1 pseudogene is annotated in these 545 nt (G+C 55.8%); it reads left to right on the top strand.

Annotated features, from left to right (window positions below):
* Positions 1-545 (top strand): annotated as a pseudogene (locus J3B89_RS21615) (copper resistance system multicopper oxidase); the annotation flags it as partial.

Below are 545 nucleotides of genomic sequence, written 5' to 3'. Positions count from 1 at the left end.
TTGTACAATTTTAATCAGCCAACAGTGCAGGACATGCTGCGCGATATCACTGACAGAGGGCTGGACGCGGCGCTGGCGAAACGGCAGATGTGGCAGCAAATGCGGATGAACCCCACCGATCTGGCGGATATCTCCGCGGCCACTTTTACGTATTTAATGAATGGCAGTTCGCCGCTGGCAAACTGGCGCGGCCTATTTAAGCGCGGTGAGCGTGTGCGGCTGCGTTTTATCAATGGCTCCAGCAACAGCTTTTTTGATGTGCGTATTCCCGAGCTGAAAATGACTGTGGTGCAGGCTGACGGCCAGAATGTACACCCGGTAACGGTAGATGAGTTCCGCTTTGGCCCGGGCGAAACCTATGATGTTGTCGTCTCGCCGCAAAATGATGCCTACACCATTTTTGCCCAGAGCATGGACCGCAGTGGCTATGCCCGCGGTACCCTGGCCGTGGCCGAGAGCTTAAATGCACCGGTGCCGGCACTGGATCCGGTGGAGTGGCTGACGATGGCTGACATGATGGGTAATATGAACCATGGCGCAAGCGA

The organism is Rheinheimera oceanensis (assembly GCF_018831085.1).
Lineage (GTDB): Bacteria > Pseudomonadota > Gammaproteobacteria > Enterobacterales > Alteromonadaceae > Alishewanella > Alishewanella oceanensis.
Note: the sequence above shows the minus strand (reverse complement) of the source record. Positions and strands in the feature narration are given on the sequence as shown.